We start from the raw sequence: 19,714 nt of genomic DNA, 5'->3' as shown, positions 1-19,714 counted from the left end.
GCGGGGCGCTTCAAACTCAACACGCGAGAGCTCTTTCCAGGAAAACGATCACTGTGACGGCGCCGACATGGCGGGGGCGCTGGCCGGCGCCGGCGGCATGCGGTACCCCGGCGGCGGCGTATCCTGCGCCATCGCCAAGGTCGGCGATCCGGCGACGCCGGCCACCGATGTCGTGGCCTCGCCCAGGCGAACCTCCTTGACGCCGATCGCGGTGTCGACCGTGATCTTCGATCCGAGGACCTCGACCAGGGTGACGCCGTCGCGGGTTTCGCCCAAGCCCAACCAGGCCGAGGGCTTGGCGTCGATGGTCAGCAAGGCCGCGACGCGGCCGGGCGATCGGGCGATGCCCTCCAGTCGGATCACGGGGTCGGCGACGGCGCCCTTGCCGCCGAGCAGCGCGAACAGCGGCGCGCTGATCGCCCGCGCCGCGCCGCTCGAACTGGCCGCGCCAACGGCGCTCCGCGTGCGGATCGTCGGAAACTGGCCAGCCGCGGAGGCGACGGACGCCTCGGCGAACCCCGCGCCGCCGGCCAGGGTCCAGGCCGCGGCGCCGAGAACCAGACCGACGGGCGCGGCGGCGGCGAAGATCAACGAGGCGCGGAGGTCCAGCAATAGAATCGTCCAGAAAGTTGCAGGGTGACGGTGTCGGTGTGCGGTCGCAGGTCGACTGTGTCGACATAGATCAGCGGCGTGAGACGAGAGAGGTTGTCGAGCATCAGCAGCGTCGGTTCATAGGCGCCGGTCGCCTCGATGCGGACATCGACGGCCGCGATCGGGTCGAAGCTCGGACCTTGTGATCGCGTGACGGAAACCTTCTCAAGGCTGAGCTGCGCGCCCGAGGCGACCGCGCCCAGGCGCTGGCGGATCGGCTCCAACTGCGCGTCGGACAGACCAGGACAGACCGCGCCCGCCGGGTAGTCGGCGTTTCCGCCGCGTCGCCGCAGCAGGGTCTGGGTCCGTTCGGCATAGGCTTCGAGGGCGACGACGCGTTCCTTGAGGTCCTTGGGGCGGGCCATGGCCGCAAGCCCCCAACTGAAGGTCAGAGCGCCGACGGCCGCGATGATCGTCGCGCCCAGCGCGATGGCCGGCCCCGGCAGCTTGCCCGCCCTCATCGCGCCGCGCTCGGCGACGCGGAGACAGGACGCTCGCGGGAGGCGGGTCCCACGCCCCACAGCCAGACGCGTTTGCGCAGCGGCTTGGGCGCCTTCTGGATGATGCGGTCCGTCGCCGTGAACGGCGAGGCCTCCCCCCGCACTTCGACGGCCATCAGACCGCCCTGCCAACGCCACGCTTCGATGCGCGCACCGGGAGCCTTGGCGGTCGAGGCCCAAGCCAGGTCGGTCAATACGGTGTCGAGGCGCTCGCCGCGATCGACGGCGTCCAGCGCTTCGGACTGCGCTCTCGACGCGCGGATGGCTTGCGCCTGACGCAGCTTCGTCGCGGCGGCGGCCTCGGCGGCCTGGAGTTGGGCTTCGGCCCGCCCCCGGCTCAGGACAGCGTTGACGGTCGATAGGGCGATCACCGCCACGACGACAAAGGTCGCGAAAGCCGCAAGGCCGAGCGTTCGCGCGACGCGTTGATGCTCGCCTGGCGCCAGGAACACCACGCGCTGGGACTGGCCGGCGACCTCAAGTTCGGTTTCCAGACGTCCGTGGACGTCGCCGCGCCGAACATAGAAGGCGGCATAGCGCCCGGCCTGCCCCGGCCGCCAGGACTCGATCCGGCGCAGTTGCATCGCCACCTCGCCCAGCGGCAGAGGCGCGCCATGACGCGCGTCCAGGATCGCCACGCGCCGCTGGTCCCAGGGCCAGCCTGGCGGCGCGGCGACGGTCCGCACGAAAATCTTGGGTTCGGCGGGCGCCGCCGCGCCGAACGGTTCCGATGCCTCGGCCTGATCGCTATCGAGGATCAGCCGCAGATTTCCGGGTTGGTTCATGGCGTGGCTTCCCGGCACTCGCCCGAGATGGAGTCAAACTGGCAGGTCGCCGCCTGTTGCGCCCAGACGGCCGCGACCGCCAGCGGCCGGCCCGGATCGTCTCGCCCCTCCACCAGCACGACCGTGCTCAAGAGCGGCTTGCCGCCAGATCCGTCACTCTCCGCCGGCCAAGCCCCATGCAAACCGCGGGTGTCGCCGTAGAGGAAGCGCGCGTTGCGCACGCGGCCCAGCGACCGTGCGGCCGTCGCCCGCCCTCTGCGGCGAACGACCAGCGTGGTCTGGGCTTCGCTCGTGACCAACTCGGCGCCGCAGATGCGATCCGCGTCACAGGAAAAATCGAAACTCTGGGCCCGGCCGTTGAACGCCTGGCTGTCGCCGACACGGAACGGGCCGGCCTTGCCCAGCAAGTCGTCCAACGTCCGTTGCGCCGCGCCCAGATGATGATCGGCGGCGACCTGCGCGCCGGTCGCGCGGTTGAGGCGACCAATCAGGAATGTGGCTTGGCCCAGTCCACCGATGGCCAGGCCGATCATCACCAGCGCGGCCATGGTCTCAGCCAAGGTGTAGCCGTCCTGGCTCATGCCGCTGGCTCCTCTTGGCAGACCGCTGTGGTCGACATGACGAAAGTCTGTCCGCGGCCTGGCGCGCGCACGGCCACTGAAGCGTCGCACAGCCGCGACTCCGGAGCGTGAGGGCTGGACGAGACCGGCTTGACCTCCAACCGCCAGTCCAGCCCCGAGGACCGGCCGGCGGTGACACCGACGACGCCGGCGCCGGTCGCCAGGAGGTATCGGCACAGGGCTTCGGTCCGCCGGGTCTGCGCGGCCTGGGCGGCCACCTTGCGGGCGCTCTGGGTCGCAACTAGGCTCAACCCCAGTGCGCTGGACAGGATGACCAGGGCGACCAGGGCGTCGACGGCGGCAAAGCCCGCCGTGCCGCCTGCAGGACGGCGCGATGCACGTATAAGCGAAATCTCAACCCCCGACGCACGCCGATTTCAGCGCGACGCCGCCCCATCAAGCGTCAGTATTTGATCACCTTAAACTATCATATATGCAGGGGATGCAACCAGTACTAATTGGCGCGTCGACAATGAGACCGACCCAGTTTCCTCCCTTCCGGGTCGTCGCCTTCGACGATTCGCGCGCCGGACGCCGCAACCGTCGCCTGGCGGCCTTCGGCGGAGCGGTCGCCCTGCACATAGCGCTGCTCTGCGCCTTCCTCGGCTCCCCCCCTGGCGGCGTCCTTGCGGCTGGCGGCCAGGCAGGAGCCGAGGCCGTCGAACCCTATATCGTCTTGTCGCTTTCGGGCCTACGCCGGCCGGAGGCCACCGACACCTCGACCACGCAGGCGTCCCAGGATGCGGCGATATTGGCGGCCATGATGGCCCGGATGCGGCAGGCCCAGCCCGAGGTGGTCATCGCCAGCGCGACCACGCCGCAGAAACCCAGCCTCGGCGCGCTGTTCGACGCCGTGCGGCGAGACCGGGCGGCGCGTGACGCCGCCGCGTCCGGCAAGTCCGATCGTGACGACGGCGGCCGGGGCGCCGACGCCCGCGCGCCCGACGCCAAGCCACTGGACAAGGCCGGTCCGCGTTCTTCCGCCAACAGCGACGTCAAGGCCTCGGCTGGATCGGGATCGCTCTGGGGCTTTCTGGAGCCGTGCTGGCGCAAGCTGCCGGGCCGATCGACCGTTCCGGTCACGCTGGAGGTGGTCCTGGATGCGCGGGGCATGATCGCAACGCCGCCCAAGATCGTTCGCCCCTCAGGCGCCGCGCCCGACGAAGCCCGCCTCGTCGCCGAGGCTCGGGCCCTGGCGGCCCTGGGCGGGTGCCTGCCCTACCGAGGCCCGGACGGCGCCAACGGCGCGCCAATCACAGTCGGGTTCGCGGCGTCGCGATAAACGTGGTGGGTTGGTCGAGACGCTGTCGCCGCTCGCAACGGGGACACGATTGACCCCCGTGACAGTTTGCGACGTGCGATTTCCCGCCGCATCGCAGCTACAGGTGAGGACGGCTCCGCCGGCGCGGGTAACCTAGGTCGGACCTTGCCTGAGGGCCGCTTGGCGTATGCGGCTCCACGCCTCCCGACGGACGATGAGATCGGCGATCTGCTTTTGCTTCTGGATCGCCAGGACATCGCCGGCAGGTCCGGTCAAGGCGCCGCCAGCAAACTCATCGCCAACGAACGCGGCGCAACTGGACGCGTGCGCGGCGACCAAGCCATCAACGGCCTTCCGTAGCGCTGCGGCAGATGAGCCGGCGGCCTCATAGGCGACGACGTCCTCGGTTTGGAACCGATCCATATTGGCGCGCATGGCGGTGTTCAGCAGATCATCGCCGGCGAGATAGTCGAGCCCGGCCCGTTGCGCCTCGACGATGGCCGCGCTGACCGCGGCGTCCATCTTCACGCGATCGACGATGAAGCCCAGGCGCTCGCACCACGGGGCCTCGGCGACGAGGCGGCCAACCGTGTCGAACCTCTTGACCTGATGGGCCGTGGGCTTGGTGTAGGGCTCGGCCGGCGCGAAACCGCTCGACAGCACCGCCAAGACAGCCAGCAACGCCCCGAACCTAACCCTTTGGTTCCAACCGGACATACGCCCCTCGCCCCGTGCGCGGTTCCACGATGCGCAACCCGAGGGGACGGCAAGCGAAATGATAAGTCAACTTCGAGCGGGGCGCCGATCGTCAACCCAGCCTGGATCGCCAAACAGCTCGGTCATTCGACCATGGCCATGGTCTTCAAGGTCTACGCAAAGTGGACCGACCGGGCCGACAAGGGGGCCGAAGCGGCCAAGGCCAGCGCCGTCATTGGCGTCCAATTGTCCCCGCACCGACGAAGCGGCTCGATCATGTTGAGGGGGTTGGCGGAGACGGAGGGATTCGAACCCTCGATACCCTTTTGGGGTATGCCGCTTTAGCAAAGCGGTGCCTTCAGCCTCTCGGCCACGTCTCCTCCTGAGAGGGAGCGGTTCGATAGCCTGTTCGCCGCGTCGTGACAATCGAGCTGTCGGAAAAATCCGCGTTAACGTGAAGCTCAGACCGTGGGACTAGGATGAACCCCGTTCTGCAACGGGCTCGGGGCTCATGTCGTCGGCAATCGCACATCCTGTTGAGACCGAAGACGTCCGCGTGGCTGACGTCCAGGCGGCGTCGCAACGCTCGGTGGTCGAGGACGACGACGCGGTCGGCGTCGGCCGGCGCGGGCCGTTCCGGCCTGGTCGACTGGTTCCGGCCCGGGCCCGCATGCAGGTCCGCAGCCTTTCAAGAATCTTCCGGGTCGTCGACGCCGTCGCCGTCGGCGCGGTGACCGTCGCGGTCATCGTCGCCGCGCGTTTGACGGCCGGGGCCTTCGCGCCGCTGGTGCTCGGCGCCCTTGCCCTCGCTCCGGCGCTCTATGGGTTGGAGGCCTACGCCTTCCATCGGCGCGACACCTTCCAGCGACACGGCCTGCGCGTTCTGGCGGCGTTCGGCGCCGCCGCCCTGGTGGTCCTGGTCGCCAACCTGGTTTTCGACCAGGTCCGCGCCACTGGGATCGTCGCCGGCTGGGGCCTGGGCGTGATCGCCGTCATCTGCCTGCTGCATGCCGCCTGGTGGCGGATCATCGACCATGGCCGCCGCGAAGGTCGCCTGACCCCCAACGTCGTGGTGGTGGGCGCCACGGTCAATGCCGAGCGCTTCATCCGCGCCGCCCTGGCGACCGGCGACGTCAACGTGCTGGGCGTCTTCGACGACCGCGCCGGCCGCGCCCCGTCCCAAGTGATGGGCGTGCCGGTGCTCGGCGACACCAACGCCCTGATCGACCACCGCATCATGCCCTATGTCGACCGCGTCATCATCGCCGTGACCTCGACCGCCCAGATCCGCGTCCGCCAGTTGGTCGAGCGCCTGGAAGTGCTGCCCAATCCCGTCAGCCTGTTCGTCGACGTCGGCCGAGAGGCCGAGCGCAACGCGTCCCTGGCCCGCTTCGTCGACCTGTCGGGCGCGACCACCGACGCCCGCCGGGCCGTCGCCAAGCGCGCCCAGGACCTGGTCGTCGGAGGTCTCGGCCTGCTGGTCGCCTCGCCGATCATGCTGCTGACCGCCCTCGCCATCAAGCTGGACAGCCCCGGCCCGGTGTTCTTCCGCCAGAGTCGCCACGGCTTCAACAACGAGGCGATCAGGGTCTGGAAGTTCCGCTCGATGCGCCACGAGATGGCCGACGCCAAGGCCGCCCGCCAGGTCACGGCCGACGACGACCGCGTCACCAAGATCGGCAAGTTCATCCGCAAGACCAGCCTCGACGAACTGCCCCAGCTGTTCAACGTGCTGAAGGGCGAGATGTCGATGGTCGGCCCCCGCCCCCACGCCATCGGCATGAAAAGCGGCGACGTGGAGTCGGCCAAGCTGGTCGCCCACTACGCCCACCGCCACCGCATGAAGCCGGGCGTCACCGGCTGGGCGGCGATCAACGGCTCGCGCGGTCCGGTCGACACCGCGCAGCTGGTGCAGGAACGCGTCGCCCTGGACGTCGACTATATCGAGCGCCAGTCGTTCTGGCTGGACCTCTACATCATCGCCATGACCGTCCCCTGCCTGCTGGGGGATCGGTCGGCGGTGCGCTGAGGGCCCCCAACATGTTCTGGCGTGGCGTACTCGGATACCTGCCGGTCAATATCGCCCAAGGCGTGGTGGGACTGCTCACCATCGTGCTGTTCACCCGCGTCCTGACGCCGGAGCAGTACGGCGTCTACGCCCTGGCCTTCTCGGCCCTCAGCCTGACCCAGACCATCCTGCTCACTTGGACAGAAGCCTCGATGGCCCGCTTCCACGCCCGGCAGGACGAGGACGGCCGGCTGCCCGACCACTTCGCCACCCTCTATCGCCTGTGGTTCGCCCTGGCCCTGGTCGTGCCGGTCGCCGCCGCCCTGGTGCTGCGGTTCGCGCCGTTGTCGGCCCCGCTGAAGGTCGCCGTCGCCGCCGCCTTCGCCGCCGTGGTGGTCAAGAGCCTGACCAAACTGTCGCAAGAGCGCCGCCGCGCGGCCGGCGAGGTTTCGAGCGCGGCCCTGCTCGACATCGTCCAGACCGTGGGCGGCTTCCTGCTGGGCCTGGTCCTGGCCCTGGTCGGCCTGGGCGGCGCCGCGCCGCTGCTGGGCATGGGGGCGATCTCGCTGCTGTGCCTGGTGTTCGTGCTGCCGGCCGACCTGCGTCGCGCCCAAGGCGGCCGCTATGACCCGGCGATGGCCAAGGCCTACGCCGCCTATGGCCTGCCGGTGGCGCTGTCGCTGATCCTGGCCCTGGTGCTGTCGACCACCGACCGCTTCCTGCTGGCCGCCTTCCTCAACGAGCAGGCGGTGGGCGTCTATCACGCCAGCTATTCGCTGGGCAGCCGCACGCTGGACGTGGTGTTCATCTGGCTGGGCATGGCCGGCGGGCCCGCCATGGTGGCGGCCCTGGAGCGCGGCGGCCACACGGCCCTCAAGGACGCCGCCCAGGAACAGGCCAGCTTCATGGTGCTGCTGACCCTGCCGGCCGCCGTCGGCCTGGCCCTGGTCGGCCGTCCGTTGGCGCAGGTGATGGTCGGGGCCGAGCTCAGCGCCGGGGCCGGCGCGGTGGTGCCGTGGATCGCCCTGGCCGGCTGGCTGTCGGGCGTGACGACCTATTACCTGCTGCAGGCCTTCACCCTGGGCAAGCGGACGATGATGCTGATCGCCTGCATGGCCATTCCGGCCGGCGCCAACGTCGCCCTCAACCTGCTGCTGATCCCGCGCTTCGGCCTGGACGGGGCCCTGTGGTCGACCGCCGCCAGCTACGGGATCGGCGCGATCGGCGCCGCGATCCTGGGCCGACGCGCCTGCCGCCTGCCCGTGCCATGGTCCAGCCTGCTGAAGGCCGGCCTGGCCTGCGCCCTGATGGCCGCCGCCGTGCTGGCCACGCCCGCCTTCGGCGGCGTGGCCGAACTGATCGTCAAGGCCTCGCTCGGCGCCCTGGTCTACGGCCTGGTCGTCCTAGGCCTCGACGCCGGTGGCCTGCGGGGCCGCCTTACCGAGATCGTCCAGCGCCGTTTCGGAACCGCCAGCGAGGGGCCCGCATGACCGCCATTGTACAGAACCCCATCGGCGAAACCCTGACCGACAACGTCGCCTGGGCGGCTTTTGACAAGAAGGGGGCCAAACCCCGCCTGTCGGTGCTGATCCCGACCTTCCGCGACGACCCCGGCGCCCTGCTCAAGGCCCTGGACGAACCGGGGGTCCACGCCGAGATCGTGCTGCTGGACGACGGCGGCGGCGACGAGGCCCTGGCCCGGCGCATGGCCACGCGGATCGAGCGCCTCAAGCTGCCCGCCCGGCTGATCACCCTGTCGTCCAACGAGGGCCGCGCCAAGGGCCGCAACCGCCTGGCCCGCCACGCCCGGGGCCGCCACCTGCTGTTCCTCGACAGCGACATGCTGCCCGACCCGATCGGCTTCCTGGCCCGCTGGACCGCCCTGGCCGAAAGCGACGACACCGCCGTGGCGTTCGGCGGCTTCACCCTGGACCAGACCCCTCGCCGGCCCGAGCATGAACTGCACAGGGCCATGGCCCTGAAGAGCGACTGCACCCCGGCCCCGGAGCGGGCCAGGGCTCCCGAGAAGCACGTCTTCACGTCCAACCTGCTGGTCCGCCGCGACGTCTTCGAAACCATCGGGTTCGATGAAGGCTTCGCCGGCTGGGGCTGGGAGGACGTCGAGTGGGCCATGCGGGTGGCCCGGCTGTATCCGATCGCCCACATCGACAACTCCGCCACCCATCTGGGCCTCGACACCGCGCCGGCCCTGGCGGCCAAGTACGAGCAGTCGGCGGCCAATTTCGCCCGGGTGGTGAAGAGCCATTTCGATGTGGTCAGCGGCTATCCCAGCTATCGCGTGGCCAAGGCGCTGAAGCCCTTGCCTTTGCGAGCCAGCTGGCGGCCGATGCTGAAGTCCCTCGCCCTGGCCGAGGCGGCCCCGACGCCGCTTCGCGCCTTCGCCATGCGGCTCTACCGGGCCGCCCTCTATTCGGACGCCGTCTGACATGCAGATCTCCATGGAAAAGGTCGACGCCTACGAGCCGGACCGCGGCCTGAAGGGCAAGCTGCGACGGCGGCTGATCCGTCTGGCCCACCGCCGGCCGGCCAAGGTCAGGCTTGAGCGGCCGATGGTCTCGTTCAGCTTCGACGACGCCCCGGCCACGGCCTGCGAGGCTGGAGCCAAGGTCCTGGAAGCGCGCGGCCTGCGCGGCACCTACTATTTCGCCGCTGGCCTGACCGGCCGCGAGGGTCCGATGGGCCGCTTCGCCACCGGCGAGGACGCCGCCCGGCTGCACGCCGCCGGCCACGAGATCGCCTGCCACACCTTCTCGCACCTCGATTGCGGCCAGTCCTCGCGGGACCAGACCCTGGCCGACGTCGACCGCAACGGCGCGGCCCTGGCGTCGTGGGGCACGGGCGTTCCGGTCAGCTTCGCCTATCCCTATGGCGACGTCGCCAGTCCGGCCAAGACCGCCCTGGCCGGCCGCTTCAAGACCCTGCGCGCCCTGCACCACGGCCTGATCGCCGACGGCGCCGACCTCAACCAGGCCCCCGCCGTCGGCATCGAGGGCGAGGACGGCGAGGCCGTGGCCCTGGACTGGCTGGACAAGGCCCACGCCCGCAAGGCCTGGCTGATCCTCTACACCCACGACGTGGCTCTGGAGCCGTCGCCCTGGGGCTGCACGACCGGGGCGCTGGAGCGGCTGGTCGACGGGGCGATCCTGGCCGGGTTCGACGTGGTGACGGTGGCCGAGGGCGCGCGGCGGATCGGGCTGTAGGCGCATTTCAGGTCCTCCCCCTATGGGGGAGGCGATCGCGCAGCGATCGGTGGGGGGCGTTTTAGGATCGTCGATCCGGGTCGTGGCCATCGGCCGATCTCTCCCCCCACCGTCGGCTTCGCCGACACCTCCCCCACGGGGGGAGGACTTGGGACGCGCGGCTTCGCCGCCTCACGCGATCTCTCGCTGAGTTGGTGGGGAGGGTGCGAAGCGCCCGGGCCTCGCCCGGATGATTTGCAGTTTGAATACCGTTTCGACGAAGACGAGCGCTTCGCGTGGTCTTCGGACGAGAGCCTTCGGATCGCGGATTTTTAACCCGCTCCGATGGAGGCCCCCGGCGGGCGGAAGGTTAGCGAACCTTCCGGACCGTGCGGGCGATTTCAGCCCACACCTGCCGCGTCCGCCGATCCTCCGCCGCCAGGGCTTCGTCCCATGTTGCAGGGAACCTGCCCTGGGCCGCCGCGAAGGCGTCACCAAAGACCACCGGCGAGCGCTTCCCGCTCGACCACCCCCGAAAGCCGCATCGGTCGCCGTACGTGCGCCCTCCCCGTGCCTCCAGGTGGGAGCAGTATCCGCGAGGCTGGAAGGGGTGAGGACGAAAAAGATCGAGAAATTCTAGAGCCTTGATTTCGCCGAGCTTCATTCCGGACACGCCGAGGATAGACCGATCTTCCAGCCCCCGCCCCTAGGCCGCCGTCGGCCGTGATCGCGCCGGCAGAAAGCGCGGGTTCCGCAGCAGGGCGGCGCTGGCCAGAGCGACCAGCAGACCGACCGGGAAGATCTCGACGAAGGTCATCGGCATGCGAAACAGCGGGTTCGCATAGTTGCGGCGCATGGCCTCCATTTCGGCGGCCAGCTTCTGGTAGGCGGCGCCGGTGACGCCGGCCGAGCGCTTGGCCGCCAGGATATTGTCGATATAGCCATCCATGAACGTATAGTGGGTGAGCGCCAGATAGGCCTCCCAGATCGCCACATAGACCAGGCCGGCGATGACGGCGATGCCCAGCCCCACCAGGAAGGCGGGCCAGAACTTGATGACGCCGCCCAGAACCCGGTCGCGGTGCTGCTTCACGCCCAACAGGACCGCCGACAGCGCCAGCAGCATGATCAGGTAGCCCAGCCAGACGCTGTGGTCGCCGGGTCCGATGATCGTGCCGATGATGCCGAGGATGGCGATCAGGCCCGAGATCAGGCCATAGGTCAGAATGGTGCGGGTCATGCGCTTGGCGTCCTTTGATTGCGACAACCATCAGGATGAGCGCGCCATCGCCTTCGAAGCCATCGCCCGAAAGGGTGAGATCGTGACGGTCGCCCGATTTTCTCCTCCGTGAGCCTAGGCGTCATGGGATCAGGTGCAGGTCGCGCGCCTTGCTGACTGCCTGGGTGCGGCGGCTGACGGCGAGCTTCTCGAACAGGTGGGCGATGTGCGTCTTCACGGTGTTCGGCGACAGGCCCAGGCCGGCGGCGATCTCCTTGTTCGACTGCCCCGCCGCCAGTCGCTCCAGCACCTTGACCTCCTGGCCGGTGAGGCCGAGCGAGGCCACCGCCGCGACGTTGCGGGCGAAGGGGACGGGCGCGGCTCTCGAAGCCAGCTTCCAGCCGACCCACACGCCGCCGACGGCGAAGGCCGCGCCGATCAGGCTGACATAGATCTCGCGCGAGAACGCCCGCGCCAGGTACCGGTATTCCAGCCATTGCAGCACGAACGCGCCGACGGCCAGGACGAGCGCCCACAGGGTGATGGTGCGAGTCATGGCCTGGAGGGTGCGCGATCCACGGCGGCGGTCAACCGTCCCCCTACGCCGCCCACCACAGCCCCAGCCCCACCACCGCCGGCAGGGTCTGGATCAACAGGATCACGCGCTTGACCGTCAGCCCGCCCCAGACACCCGCCACGGCGACGCAGGCTAGGCCGAAGACCGCGAAGGCCCTGGCCACCGCAGGGGCCGGCCAGAACAGGCCCAGCGCCAGGGCCGCGACCAGGAAGCCGTTGTAGCAGCCCTGGTTGGACATCGCCGGCTTGACGATCGCCGCCGCCTCGTCCGTCAGGCCGAACACCGTCTTGCCCCGGCTGTCGAACAGCACGGTCTCCAGGAGGACGATGTAGACGTGGATCAAGGCGACGATCCCGGTGACGATCTGGGCGGCCAGCAACATGCGAGAGCTCTCTGGGCGTAGGACGGGGACACACACTCACGGCAAAGCTCGTGCAAGGCTAGTCCAGACCGTGGAATGGGTGTGCGTCCCCCGCCACAGGTCCCTACGCCTCGACCTCGCGGTCGGGAAACGCCAGCTTGGTCGCGAAGGCCACGAACAGCACCCAGCGGAAGTCGTTGTAGGTGACCGCGATGCTCTCGGTCAGGGCCACCAGGCTGTAGACAACCAGGAACGGGAAGGCGAGCAAGGCGCCGCCCCGGTCGCGGAACACGGCGATCACCGCCAGGGTCATGGTCTGCAGGTAGAACAGCCCCCAGGCGATCAGCCCCACCAGGCCCATGCCCAGCCATTGCTCCAGCCAGCTGTTGTGGGCGTGCTGGGCCTGGAAGCCGGCGTTCTTGCTGATCCAGGCGAACGGGCCCCAGCCGCTCTTGTCGCCCCACACCGCCTGGTAGCCGTAACCCAGCCAGGGTCGGTCCTGGACCTCGCGCATCACCGCCGCCCAGATCTTGGTGCGGCCGGTCAGGGTGGCGTCCTTGCCGAGGATGGCGAAGAACACGTCGGCCGCGAACAGGATGAAGGCGGTCAGCAGGACGATACCGGTTACCCCGACCCAGGTGGCGGCGGCCCCGGCGGCCGGGCCCCGGCGGGCCACCAGCACGAAGCCGATGGCGCCGACGCCCAGCATCAGCGAGACCAGCGAGGTCTTGGAGGTCGACATCAGCACCAGCACCACGGCCAGTCCGGCGAAGGTCCACCACAGCCGGGCGCGGCGAGGATTGAGCAGGGCCGCTGCCGACAGGATGCAGAAGCCGAAGGCCATGATGCCGCCCAGGCCGTTCTTCTCGCGCCACAGGCCGCGCCAGGCGCCGGGAAACAGTTCGGTCATCACCCCGATGCGCGGCACGGCCAGGCAGACCACGAAACAGGCGACGATCAGCACCGCGAAGGTGGCGCCCATCACCTCGGCCAGTCGCGGCCACCGGAACCGCGCCGCCAGGGCCACGCCCCCCAGGGTGGTGCAGACCAGGGCGAAACAGCGCCGAACCGTCTGGTCGGGGTTCACCGACCAGAACAGCGAGGCGACGGCGATCGCCATCACGGCCAGCAGGAACGGCTGGCGGATCAGCACCCGCAGGGCCGCGCCCGGCCGCAGGGCGATCAGGACGAAACCGGCGGCGTAGGCCGGCAGATAGGCGACACGCAGGATGGCCGAGCCGCTCTCGGTGGCGTTCTCGCCGACCACCGGCAGCTCCCAGCCGCCGCTGAACAGCAGCAGGGCGAAGACGGCCAGGCCGAACAGCGCGATCCGCGGGAAGGTCAGCCTGACCGGCGCGGCTGGGGCCGCCCCGCGCATGACGCTCACGGCAGGATGGCCTTCAGGAACTTCGGCGGCTGGACCGAGGCCTGGTTGAAGAACACCCCGGCGCAGCGGCCGCCGGCCGAGGCCAGGGCGTCGCGCAGCAGGCCCGGCGGCCGCACGTCGGCCTCCTGGGCGCTGACCACCATCACGGTCTGGTCCATGTGCTGGGCCAGGGTCAGGCCGGCCTGCGAGGTGTCGGCCGAGGGGCTGTCGACGACGATGATCTCGGCGTGGCGGCGCAGGGCGGCCCAGTATTCGACGCCGGGCAGGATATGGACCTTCTGGCGGCCGCGCAGGGCCTCGCGGTTGAAGCGCGTCACCCAGAAGCGCGGGCCGCCGACGCTGTGGGCGGTCAGGTACTTGGCGTCGGGCCACACGCCCCCGCCAGGCTTGGGGGCTGGCGGCTGGACGGTGAAGAAGGCCGAGCCGTCGGGCGAGGCCGGAGCCCCCGCGCCCAGCACGCCGTAGCGCTCGGGGTCGGCGGCGATGGCCTGGTATTGCGGCGAAGTGACCAGGTCCAGGTCGATCAACCAGGTCTTGCGGCCGGCGCGCTTGGCGGCGAAGCGGGCGAATTCGCGGGCGGCGGTCGAGGTCCCCTCCCCGCGCCGGGCGGAAACGAACTGGACGACGTGCGCGCGGCCGGGCGCGGGAGCGCCCAAGGACCCCCACAGCTCCGCCATCTCGACGTTCAAATCCACCATTCGCCGAATCGCCGCGCGTTGAAGTCCATTTACCTTAAGGCCCAAATCCGTTCGCGTGAAAGGCGACGAAAGCGCTCAGGCCTACCACCCGCTCATCCCGGCGAACGCCGGGACCCAGATGGAATGGTTCTGGGCTGACGCCAAGGGCTCCGAGCTTGTCCAATCATCCACGCCGCCATGGGATCTGGTCCCGGCTTTCGCCGGGATGAGCGGAGTTCAGGGTCAATCCGACAAGCCTCAGCGCTTGTAGCTCGCCGTGGCCAGCACCGGCAGGTTCAGGGTGCGGGCGGCCGAGGCCGGGGTCTGCAGGCCGGGCCGCAGCAGCATGCGCACCAGGCCGGCGCAGGCGGCGGTGAAGCCGGCGAACAGGAAGGCCAGGACCAGGATCGGCTTCTTCAGGCTCTTGCCCGTCGAGGGGGCCACGGCGCGCTGGACGATGCGGATGTTGTCGCTGCCCTCGGCCGACATCTGGCGCTGGGCCTGGTCCTGCTGTTCCTTGACCGTGAAGTCGCGGACGTTGGTCGACAGCACGTCGCGGTCGCGTGACAGCTGGTTGAAGGTCGGCTCCAGCGACGACAGCCGCAGCAGGCGCTGGTTCACGTCCTGGACCTGCTGGGTGTAGGCGGTCAGCGACTGCTGCAGGGCGGCAACCTCGGCCGACAGATCGTTGCGGGTGGACTGCAGGGTCTGCCAGATCGGGTTGGGACCGCTGCGGCGGGCGCCGTCGCCGGCGGTGCGGCCCGACGACACGCCCTGCTCCAGCTGGGCGATCTGGGCCTCGATGTCGCGGACCGGCTGGGCGTCGGGACGGTAGCGCGAGAGCAGGCCCTCGCGATCCAGCTTCAGCTGGGCCAGCTTGCCGCTCGCCGACATGTCGCTGTCGCGATAGAGCACGGACTCGGCCGGGGTGCGGGCCAGTTCGCCCTGCACCGAGGCCAGACGGCCCATGCGGTCCTGGAGCTGCGCCTCGGTGGCGTATTTCTGGGACTCGGCCTGGGCCTGCAGCTGGGTCAGCGCGGTCTTCTGGGCGGTGAAGTCGCCGATGTCGTTGCCCGACAGGAAGGCCTGGTAGGCGGTGTCGTTCTCGGCCAGCTTCTGGGCGAACAGGTCGCGCTGGCGCTCCAGGCCGTTGTCGTCGCCGCCGATCAGCAGGCTGCGGCGATAGATCAGGTACTCTTCGAGCAGGGTGTTGAGCACCTTCTCGGCGACCTCGGGATCCTCGTTCTGGTACGACAGCCTGATGATCGAGTTGTCGGGCGCGGTCTCGATCTTCAGGCTGCGCGCCACCGCGTCGCGGCCCTCGGCGATCAGCTTGCGCTTCCCCTCGGGCGAGGCGCTGGCGTACTTGGCGGCGCTGGACGGGAAGATCCGGGCGAAACCGACCTTGCGGATCACCCGCTCGCGCAGCTCGCCGCTGCCGAGGATTTCCGATTCCGACTGGATCACCTGGTCGACGTCCGGCACCGCGCCGCGGGCGGCGTCGCCGGCCCGGGGCTCGTAGACATATTCCTGGCCCAGGCGGACGAACAGGCTGGAACTGGCCGTGTAGGTCTTCTTCATCGTGGTGGCGAAGGCCAGGCCGATCAGGAAGATGGCCAGGAACACGCCCAGCATCAGCCAGCGCTCGCGCCACAGCAGGGTGACGAAGTCGGTCGGCGCATAGCGGGCGCGGGCCGCCCAGTCGCTACGCGACGGCGGGTCGTGCGGCACGCTGGTCCAGGCGCTCGTCGTCGACATGCGAATCCGATGGGTTCAATCTTGGGACTCAGACTGGCCGCCCGCCGCTTAAGGCTTCGTTACCCATTCCTGTTAAGACTTGTCGCATGCACAGGCGCACCCTTCTCACCGCGGCTTTCGCCCTGCCCTTCCTGGCCAGTGGGCTCAGCGCCTGCGGCCATGTCGACGGCGAGCCGATCACGCCCACCGCCCGCACCACGGCCAATTTCGCCGATATCGGCTATGCCGACTGGAGCGACCAGGAGCCGGACTATCGGTTCTATCCGGGCGACGAGGTCGAGGTCAGCGTGCCCTCGGCGGTCGAGCTGAACAAGTCGGTGGTGGTCCAGCCGGACGGCCGCGTCGCTTTGCCGCTGATCGCGCCGGTGATGGCCGCCGACCGCACGATCGCCGAACTGGAGGGGTCGATCACCCAGGCCTATTCCAGCCAGCTGCTGCGGCCCCAGGCCCAGGTGTCGATCAAGTCGACGGCGCCGCTGAAGGTGTTCGTCGGCGGGGAAGTCGGCAATCCGGGGGTCTACGACATGGCCGGCGACGGCGACGCCCTGCGGGCGGTGATCCAGGCCGGCGGCTTCAAGAATTCGTCCAAGCGCAGCGCGGTGGTGATCATTCGCCGGGGCCCCAATGGTCGCGCCATGCTGCGCACGGCCGATCTGCTGTCGGGGATGACCAGCGGCAAGGCGGACCTGGTGCCGCTACGCCGGTTCGATATCGTCTATGTGCCGCGCAGCGGGGTGTCCGAGGCGGGCCTGTTCATGCAGCAGTACTTCCGGGACCTGCTGCCGATCAGCTTCAGCTACGCGATCAACGGCGTCAGCGGAAACTGAGGCGGATCAACGCTCAGGCCGGCCGCTGCGCGCCGTGCTTGATGTGCAGGATTTCGACACGGTCGCCCGTGACCTCATAGACCACAAGGTAGGGCCTCACCACGACCAGCTCGCGAACGCCATCGCCTATCGGCCGACCTCGGTTTGGATGGGTGGCAAGGCTGCGAACCGTCGAGACCAGCCGAGCCGTAAAGCGTTGGGCCGCGAGGGGCGCGAACTGACTGATGTAGCTGTCGATACCGGCGAGATCCCGAACGGCTCTCGGAGACCAGATCACGCGAAGGGGAGACGTGTCGGCCATCCGTTCAGTCTCGCCCAGAGCTAGATCACGGCGCGTAGGGCGTTAGTCGCCAGCCCGGGGAGGAGGCAGCTTGTTCGGCGTTCCCCATGACAACAACCAGGCCTCGACGGCCTCGTTGCTCACGAACTGGCCCGCCGCGATCTCGGCGCGGGCCTCGGCGATCGCTGCGGCGTCGCCGGCTTCATCCAGGTCGTCAAAGATGGCGGGTTCCAGCTTCATGCCGTCAATCTAGCACAACCGCGACCACGATGGCAGGGAGGCCAGATTCAGCCGTGGGCCAGCCATTCGCGCGCCTGGCGCTGGGCTTCGGCGACATCCTCGCTGGCCATCTCCTGCGAGATTTCCTTGCGATAGACCTTGGCCTCGACCGAACCGCGCATGGCGGCCAGGTTGAACAGCATGTGGGCCGAGACATAGTCCAGCGGCGCGCCGCCCTGGCCCGTCGAGTACAGCAGGCCCATGCGGAACAGTTCGTCGCCCGAGGTGTCGACGGTCGGCAGCGGGATGCCGTGGATGGCGGTCGGCGGTTCGATACTCATCAGCATGGCTTCAATTCCCCTTCCCAGCCCGCGCCGCCGTCATGGCCGCACCAAGCTCTCCTGGGGACAGAGAAGTCCTTCTCAGCTGAACATATAGTTAAGAGCGCCGACATCATGAATCGAGCCAGCATCCCGCAATGAATACATGACTCGTTCACTGGTGTTACTGAATGTAAACCGCCGTATACAGCGCGTTAACGGGCGCGCTGGCCAAACAGCACTTTTCGGGCCTCTTCCTGCGCTTTTCCGGGTGTTTGCAAGGCCGGGCGGCGCAGTTCAGCTCCCAGCTTGAAGCCGCGCTCCACGGCCTCGCGGGCCGCCATGCGCTCGAACCACGCCTTCAAGTGCGGAAACTCTTCGAGAATGATGCCCTGGTTTTTCCACGGCACAACCCATCCCCAGCACGCGAAGTCGGCGATGGACAATTGGCCGCAGATGAAATCCTTCCCCGCCAGCTGCTTGTTGAGCACGCCGTAGAGCCGGTGGGTCTCGTTGGTGTAGCGGACGGCGCCGTAGGCGATCTGGCGCTGGTCGCTGACGATCGAGGCCGCGTACTGGCGGAAATGGTGGGTCTGGCCGGCCATCGGGCCCAGGCCGCCCATCTGCCACATCAGCCACTGGTCGATATCGACCCGCTCGCGCTCGCTGGTCCCATAGAACTTGCCGGTCTTGCGGCCCAGGTACTGCAGGATGGCCCCGGACTCGAACACCGAGATCGGCTGGCCGTCGGGGCCGTCGGGATCGACGATGGCCGGCATGCGGTTGTTGGGGCTGATGGCCAGGAAGTCCGGCTTGAACTGGTCGCCCACACCGATGTTCACGGGGATCATCGTATAGGGCAGCCCCATCTCCTCCAGGGCCACCGAGATCTTCCAGCCGTTGGGCGTGGGCCAGTAGTGGAGTTCGATCGGACCGCTCATGCTTGGCTCCCTGATGATGTCCGGTCCAACATGGTCGCGCCCGGCGCCCGCGCCAAGCTCGGCGTCCGGCAATTGCACCGTAGCCTGACGGCGCCGTTCAGATCAGGTTCAGCCGCGTCGGCGGAAACTTGGCGTCAAGTCGAGGGACTTGGCGGTCCCAGGATCGCCAGACAGACAAGGAGACGTCGGATATGAAGCGCATTTTGCTCACCATCGCCGCCGTGGCCGCCGTGGCCGCCGTGGCCGGACCGATGGCCGTCGTCGCGAACGACGCGGCCGCCCAGGATCGCGGCCGTTGGGACCATCGTGACGATCGAGGCGACCGCCATGACCGAGGCGACCGCTGGGGCGACCGAGACGGTCGCCATGACCGCGGCCGCTGGGACGACCGTGACGGACGCCACGACAATGGCCGCCACCGCGGTTGGGACCGGCATGACCGCTGGGACTACGGCCGCCACAATGGCTATTACTACAACAATCGCTGGAGCTACGGCCCGCCGCCGGCCTATTACTATGGCCGCCCGGGTTTCCGCCCCGGCTACAGCTCATGGCGTCGCGGTGGTTACCTGCCACCCTACTATCGTGGCGACAGCTATGTGATCCACGACTACGGCCGCTATCGCCTGCGGTCGCCCCCGCGCGGTTATTACTGGTACCGCACGGGTAACGACTATGTGCTGGCGGCCATCGCCACCGGCCTGATCTTCGACATCATCAACGACTAGATGATGTTCGCCTGAGGCGCGAGGCGGTGTTCCTGAGCTGGTCTTGGGAGCGCCGCCTTCGCCGCATGGTCGCCGTTTATGCGGCGAGATCGCCCGATTGACGGGTTATTGCGACCGCATTCAGGGGCCAGCGTTCCGGTCGTGTCACTTTCCGACGCGACAGCAACAAGACGCTCCCATGATCAATCTCCGCATCTCGGCCGCCGTCCTGGCCTTGGCCGTCGCCGGTTACGCCGGATCGGCCCTGGCCCAGCAAACCGCGCCGGCCAGCGACCCCTCCGCCCAGACCACCCAGGCCGCGCCGGCGGACCCGAGTTCGTCGTCCTCCACCACCGCGACCGACCCGGCGGCCACCTCGGCTCCGGAAGCCAGCAGCGCCGACTCCAGCGGCACGCCGAGTTCGGCCACGACGTCCGATCCCAGCGCCACCGACCCCGCCGCCCCAGCGGCCAAGTCCGAGAAGAAGGCCAAGAAACACCACAAACCGGCCGCCGAAGCCGGGACCTCCTCCGAGACGCCCAAGCCGTAACGGCCGCGTCCCGAACCTGAAAAAGGGCCCGTCGCGCGAGCGGCGGGCCCTTCTTGTATCTGACACCGTGCGTCCTTCGAGGCCCGCTATCGCGGGCGCCTCAGGATGAGGAGCGTTGTTGCTGAATTCCTCATCCTGAGGTGCGAGCCGCAGGCGAGCCTCGAAGGACG

General features: G+C 69.0%; 23 protein-coding genes, 1 tRNA gene and 1 pseudogene. 8 read left to right on the top strand and 17 right to left on the bottom strand.

Features of this window, described 5'->3' with window-relative positions; all coding sequences use genetic code 11:
- Positions 1-48 precede the first annotated feature (48 nt).
- The 4 genes from ASD79_RS20495 to ASD79_RS20480 are packed head-to-tail and all read right to left on the bottom strand — an operon-like array spanning position 49 to position 2,517.
- On the bottom strand, positions 49-612 hold the full coding sequence (locus ASD79_RS20495; protein ID WP_056725078.1) for a hypothetical protein: 564 nt from the start codon (positions 610-612) through the stop codon (positions 49-51).
- A complete protein-coding gene (locus ASD79_RS20490; protein ID WP_056725076.1) occupies positions 588-1,112 on the bottom strand; it encodes a hypothetical protein in 525 nt (174 codons plus the stop codon). Before ASD79_RS20490 ends, ASD79_RS20495 begins: the two co-directional genes overlap by 25 nt.
- The gene (locus tag ASD79_RS20485) at positions 1,109-1,936 is read right to left on the bottom strand and encodes a hypothetical protein (protein ID WP_056725075.1); all 828 of its coding nucleotides are present in this window, start codon (positions 1,934-1,936) and stop codon (positions 1,109-1,111) included. The genes ASD79_RS20490 and ASD79_RS20485 overlap by 4 nt, the downstream gene beginning before the upstream one ends.
- Complete coding sequence (locus ASD79_RS20480; RefSeq protein ID WP_056725072.1) at positions 1,933-2,517, bottom strand: hypothetical protein; 585 nt, start codon at positions 2,515-2,517, stop codon at positions 1,933-1,935. Before ASD79_RS20480 ends, ASD79_RS20485 begins: the two co-directional genes overlap by 4 nt.
- A gap of 511 nt (positions 2,518-3,028) precedes the next feature.
- Here ASD79_RS20480 and ASD79_RS20470 point away from each other — a divergent pair.
- A complete protein-coding gene (locus ASD79_RS20470) occupies positions 3,029-3,838 on the top strand; it encodes a hypothetical protein (RefSeq protein ID WP_056725068.1) in 810 nt (269 codons plus the stop codon).
- 132 nt (positions 3,839-3,970) lie between these two features.
- Here the strand turns inward: ASD79_RS20470 and ASD79_RS20465 are convergent, their stop codons facing one another.
- Positions 3,971-4,486 carry a hypothetical protein gene (locus ASD79_RS20465; RefSeq protein WP_156400604.1) on the bottom strand — a complete coding sequence of 172 codons (516 nt, stop codon included), beginning with the start codon at positions 4,484-4,486 and terminating at the stop codon, positions 3,971-3,973.
- Positions 4,487-4,802: 316 nt separating this feature from the next.
- Positions 4,803-4,893: transfer RNA gene (locus ASD79_RS20460), tRNA-Ser, on the bottom strand.
- A gap of 131 nt (positions 4,894-5,024) precedes the next feature.
- Here ASD79_RS20460 and ASD79_RS20455 point away from each other — a divergent pair.
- From ASD79_RS20455 to ASD79_RS20440, 4 genes are read left to right on the top strand one after another with little or no spacing between them, the layout of a single operon-like run.
- Positions 5,025-6,542 carry an exopolysaccharide biosynthesis polyprenyl glycosylphosphotransferase gene (locus tag ASD79_RS20455; RefSeq protein ID WP_056725064.1) on the top strand — a complete coding sequence of 506 codons (1,518 nt, stop codon included), beginning with the start codon at positions 5,025-5,027 and terminating at the stop codon, positions 6,540-6,542.
- 11 nt (positions 6,543-6,553) lie between these two features.
- On the top strand, positions 6,554-8,011 hold the full coding sequence (locus ASD79_RS20450) for a lipopolysaccharide biosynthesis protein (protein WP_056725062.1): 1,458 nt from the start codon (positions 6,554-6,556) through the stop codon (positions 8,009-8,011).
- The gene (locus tag ASD79_RS20445) at positions 8,008-8,967 is read left to right on the top strand and encodes a glycosyltransferase family A protein (protein WP_056725060.1); all 960 of its coding nucleotides are present in this window, start codon (positions 8,008-8,010) and stop codon (positions 8,965-8,967) included. Before ASD79_RS20450 ends, ASD79_RS20445 begins: the two co-directional genes overlap by 4 nt.
- 1 nt (position 8,968) lies before the next feature.
- Entirely contained in the window at positions 8,969-9,742 is a 774-nt protein-coding gene (locus tag ASD79_RS20440; RefSeq protein WP_056725058.1) for a polysaccharide deacetylase family protein, read from the top strand.
- Positions 9,743-10,427: 685 nt separating this feature from the next.
- Here the strand turns inward: ASD79_RS20440 and ASD79_RS20430 are convergent.
- The 6 genes from ASD79_RS20430 to ASD79_RS20405 form a co-directional block, all read right to left on the bottom strand.
- The gene (locus ASD79_RS20430) at positions 10,428-10,961 is read right to left on the bottom strand and encodes a DUF4199 domain-containing protein (protein WP_056725055.1); all 534 of its coding nucleotides are present in this window, start codon (positions 10,959-10,961) and stop codon (positions 10,428-10,430) included.
- A gap of 121 nt (positions 10,962-11,082) precedes the next feature.
- The gene (locus ASD79_RS20425; protein ID WP_056725053.1) at positions 11,083-11,496 is read right to left on the bottom strand and encodes a LuxR C-terminal-related transcriptional regulator; all 414 of its coding nucleotides are present in this window, start codon (positions 11,494-11,496) and stop codon (positions 11,083-11,085) included.
- Positions 11,497-11,539: 43 nt separating this feature from the next.
- The gene (locus ASD79_RS20420; RefSeq protein ID WP_056725051.1) at positions 11,540-11,899 is read right to left on the bottom strand and encodes a DUF1304 domain-containing protein; all 360 of its coding nucleotides are present in this window, start codon (positions 11,897-11,899) and stop codon (positions 11,540-11,542) included.
- Positions 11,900-12,002: 103 nt separating this feature from the next.
- Entirely contained in the window at positions 12,003-13,265 is a 1,263-nt protein-coding gene (locus tag ASD79_RS20415; protein WP_056725049.1) for an O-antigen ligase, read from the bottom strand.
- Entirely contained in the window at positions 13,262-13,963 is a 702-nt protein-coding gene (locus tag ASD79_RS20410) for a hypothetical protein (RefSeq protein ID WP_056725047.1), read from the bottom strand. The genes ASD79_RS20415 and ASD79_RS20410 overlap by 4 nt, the downstream gene beginning before the upstream one ends.
- Before the next feature lie 237 nt (positions 13,964-14,200).
- The gene (locus ASD79_RS20405) at positions 14,201-15,700 is read right to left on the bottom strand and encodes a GumC family protein (protein WP_056725045.1); all 1,500 of its coding nucleotides are present in this window, start codon (positions 15,698-15,700) and stop codon (positions 14,201-14,203) included.
- Positions 15,701-15,786: 86 nt separating this feature from the next.
- Here ASD79_RS20405 and ASD79_RS20400 point away from each other — a divergent pair, with 86 nt between their 5' ends.
- Complete coding sequence (locus ASD79_RS20400; RefSeq protein ID WP_056725044.1) at positions 15,787-16,527, top strand: polysaccharide biosynthesis/export family protein; 741 nt, start codon at positions 15,787-15,789, stop codon at positions 16,525-16,527.
- A gap of 13 nt (positions 16,528-16,540) precedes the next feature.
- Here the strand turns inward: ASD79_RS20400 and ASD79_RS20395 are convergent, their stop codons facing one another.
- From ASD79_RS20395 to ASD79_RS20380, 4 genes are all read right to left on the bottom strand, one after another.
- The gene (locus ASD79_RS20395) at positions 16,541-16,828 is read right to left on the bottom strand and encodes a type II toxin-antitoxin system RelE/ParE family toxin (protein ID WP_056725042.1); all 288 of its coding nucleotides are present in this window, start codon (positions 16,826-16,828) and stop codon (positions 16,541-16,543) included.
- Between the two features lie 42 nt (positions 16,829-16,870).
- Entirely contained in the window at positions 16,871-17,047 is a 177-nt protein-coding gene (locus ASD79_RS20390; protein ID WP_056725040.1) for a hypothetical protein, read from the bottom strand.
- Positions 17,048-17,094: 47 nt separating this feature from the next.
- A complete protein-coding gene (locus ASD79_RS20385; RefSeq protein WP_007670856.1) occupies positions 17,095-17,373 on the bottom strand; it encodes a sel1 repeat family protein in 279 nt (92 codons plus the stop codon).
- 188 nt (positions 17,374-17,561) lie between these two features.
- Entirely contained in the window at positions 17,562-18,287 is a 726-nt protein-coding gene (locus ASD79_RS20380; protein WP_056725038.1) for a glutathione S-transferase N-terminal domain-containing protein, read from the bottom strand.
- A gap of 191 nt (positions 18,288-18,478) precedes the next feature.
- Here ASD79_RS20380 and ASD79_RS20375 point away from each other — a divergent pair, with 191 nt between their 5' ends.
- Both ASD79_RS20375 and ASD79_RS20370 read left to right on the top strand, forming a co-directional pair.
- A complete protein-coding gene (locus ASD79_RS20375; protein ID WP_156400603.1) occupies positions 18,479-19,015 on the top strand; it encodes an RcnB family protein in 537 nt (178 codons plus the stop codon).
- Positions 19,016-19,193: 178 nt separating this feature from the next.
- Positions 19,194-19,544, top strand: coding sequence for a hypothetical protein (locus ASD79_RS20370; protein WP_056725034.1), 351 nt, complete (start codon positions 19,194-19,196; stop codon positions 19,542-19,544).
- Between the two features lie 90 nt (positions 19,545-19,634).
- On the opposite strand, the pseudogene ASD79_RS25235 reads toward ASD79_RS20370, so the two are convergent.
- Positions 19,635-19,697: pseudogene (locus ASD79_RS25235) on the bottom strand (hypothetical protein); the annotation flags it as partial.
- Positions 19,698-19,714: the final 17 nt, after the last annotated feature.

Source organism: Caulobacter sp. Root655 (assembly GCF_001427665.1).
Classification (GTDB): domain Bacteria; phylum Pseudomonadota; class Alphaproteobacteria; order Caulobacterales; family Caulobacteraceae; genus Caulobacter.
Note: the sequence above shows the minus strand (reverse complement) of the source record. Positions and strands in the feature narration are given on the sequence as shown.

What these genes read in the sequence shown, in the direction of transcription:
- ASD79_RS20395 (WP_056725042.1), bottom strand. Translation starts at nt 16,828, where the DNA reads ATGGCCGACACGTCTCCCCTTCGCGTGATCTGGTCTCCGAGAGCCGTT.
- ASD79_RS20480 (WP_056725072.1), bottom strand. Translation starts at nt 2,517, where the DNA reads ATGAGCCAGGACGGCTACACCTTGGCTGAGACCATGGCCGCGCTGGTG.
- ASD79_RS20490 (WP_056725076.1), bottom strand. Translation starts at nt 1,112, where the DNA reads ATGAGGGCGGGCAAGCTGCCGGGGCCGGCCATCGCGCTGGGCGCGACG.
- ASD79_RS20405 (WP_056725045.1), bottom strand. Translation starts at nt 15,700, where the DNA reads ATGTCGACGACGAGCGCCTGGACCAGCGTGCCGCACGACCCGCCGTCG.
- ASD79_RS20400 (WP_056725044.1), top strand. Translation starts at nt 15,787, where the DNA reads ATGCACAGGCGCACCCTTCTCACCGCGGCTTTCGCCCTGCCCTTCCTG.
- ASD79_RS20430 (WP_056725055.1), bottom strand. Translation starts at nt 10,961, where the DNA reads ATGACCCGCACCATTCTGACCTATGGCCTGATCTCGGGCCTGATCGCC.
- ASD79_RS20455 (WP_056725064.1), top strand. Translation starts at nt 5,025, where the DNA reads ATGTCGTCGGCAATCGCACATCCTGTTGAGACCGAAGACGTCCGCGTG.
- ASD79_RS20485 (WP_056725075.1), bottom strand. Translation starts at nt 1,936, where the DNA reads ATGAACCAACCCGGAAATCTGCGGCTGATCCTCGATAGCGATCAGGCC.
- ASD79_RS20420 (WP_056725051.1), bottom strand. Translation starts at nt 11,899, where the DNA reads ATGTTGCTGGCCGCCCAGATCGTCACCGGGATCGTCGCCTTGATCCAC.
- ASD79_RS20370 (WP_056725034.1), top strand. Translation starts at nt 19,194, where the DNA reads ATGATCAATCTCCGCATCTCGGCCGCCGTCCTGGCCTTGGCCGTCGCC.
- ASD79_RS20410 (WP_056725047.1), bottom strand. Translation starts at nt 13,963, where the DNA reads ATGGTGGATTTGAACGTCGAGATGGCGGAGCTGTGGGGGTCCTTGGGC.
- ASD79_RS20470 (WP_056725068.1), top strand. Translation starts at nt 3,029, where the DNA reads ATGAGACCGACCCAGTTTCCTCCCTTCCGGGTCGTCGCCTTCGACGAT.
- ASD79_RS20380 (WP_056725038.1), bottom strand. Translation starts at nt 18,287, where the DNA reads ATGAGCGGTCCGATCGAACTCCACTACTGGCCCACGCCCAACGGCTGG.
- ASD79_RS20385 (WP_007670856.1), bottom strand. Translation starts at nt 17,373, where the DNA reads ATGCTGATGAGTATCGAACCGCCGACCGCCATCCACGGCATCCCGCTG.
- ASD79_RS20375 (WP_156400603.1), top strand. Translation starts at nt 18,479, where the DNA reads ATGAAGCGCATTTTGCTCACCATCGCCGCCGTGGCCGCCGTGGCCGCC.
- ASD79_RS20425 (WP_056725053.1), bottom strand. Translation starts at nt 11,496, where the DNA reads ATGACTCGCACCATCACCCTGTGGGCGCTCGTCCTGGCCGTCGGCGCG.
- ASD79_RS20440 (WP_056725058.1), top strand. Translation starts at nt 8,969, where the DNA reads ATGCAGATCTCCATGGAAAAGGTCGACGCCTACGAGCCGGACCGCGGC.
- ASD79_RS20390 (WP_056725040.1), bottom strand. Translation starts at nt 17,047, where the DNA reads ATGAAGCTGGAACCCGCCATCTTTGACGACCTGGATGAAGCCGGCGAC.
- ASD79_RS20450 (WP_056725062.1), top strand. Translation starts at nt 6,554, where the DNA reads ATGTTCTGGCGTGGCGTACTCGGATACCTGCCGGTCAATATCGCCCAA.
- ASD79_RS20445 (WP_056725060.1), top strand. Translation starts at nt 8,008, where the DNA reads ATGACCGCCATTGTACAGAACCCCATCGGCGAAACCCTGACCGACAAC.